This is a genomic window from Paraburkholderia sp. SIMBA_027, from assembly GCF_046535315.1.
Taxonomy (GTDB): domain Bacteria; phylum Pseudomonadota; class Gammaproteobacteria; order Burkholderiales; family Burkholderiaceae; genus Paraburkholderia; species Paraburkholderia tropica.
The window spans coordinates 1-262 of sequence record NZ_JAWRWY010000870.1 but is presented as its reverse complement, the minus strand read 5'-3'; the positions used below and the strand labels follow the sequence as shown (position 1 = coordinate 262).

The following is a 262-nucleotide window of genomic DNA, read 5'->3' as shown; positions in this document are numbered from 1 at the left end:
CGCCGTACCACGGCGCGATCGCGTCGGCCGGCTGCGTGGCCTTCAGGATCTCGAAACTGTTCTCGAGGAATGAAGAAAAGAACGGAATGCCGCGCAGGTGGAGGAAGGTCGAGTCGGTGATGTGCACGTGGCCGTACACGTCGCGCACCCATGCGAGATGCGGCAGCGCCTCGTGCAGGCGGCCGCTTTGCATCAGCGCGGAGATGAAGTTCACGCGCGCGGCGACATCCGACTGCTCGTGCGTGTCGTGATTGACCTCGGC

Annotated in this window: 1 pseudogene; it reads right to left on the bottom strand. The window is 64.5% G+C overall.

The features are described from left to right. Positions 1-262: pseudogene (locus SB764_RS41570) on the bottom strand (hypothetical protein); the annotation flags it as partial.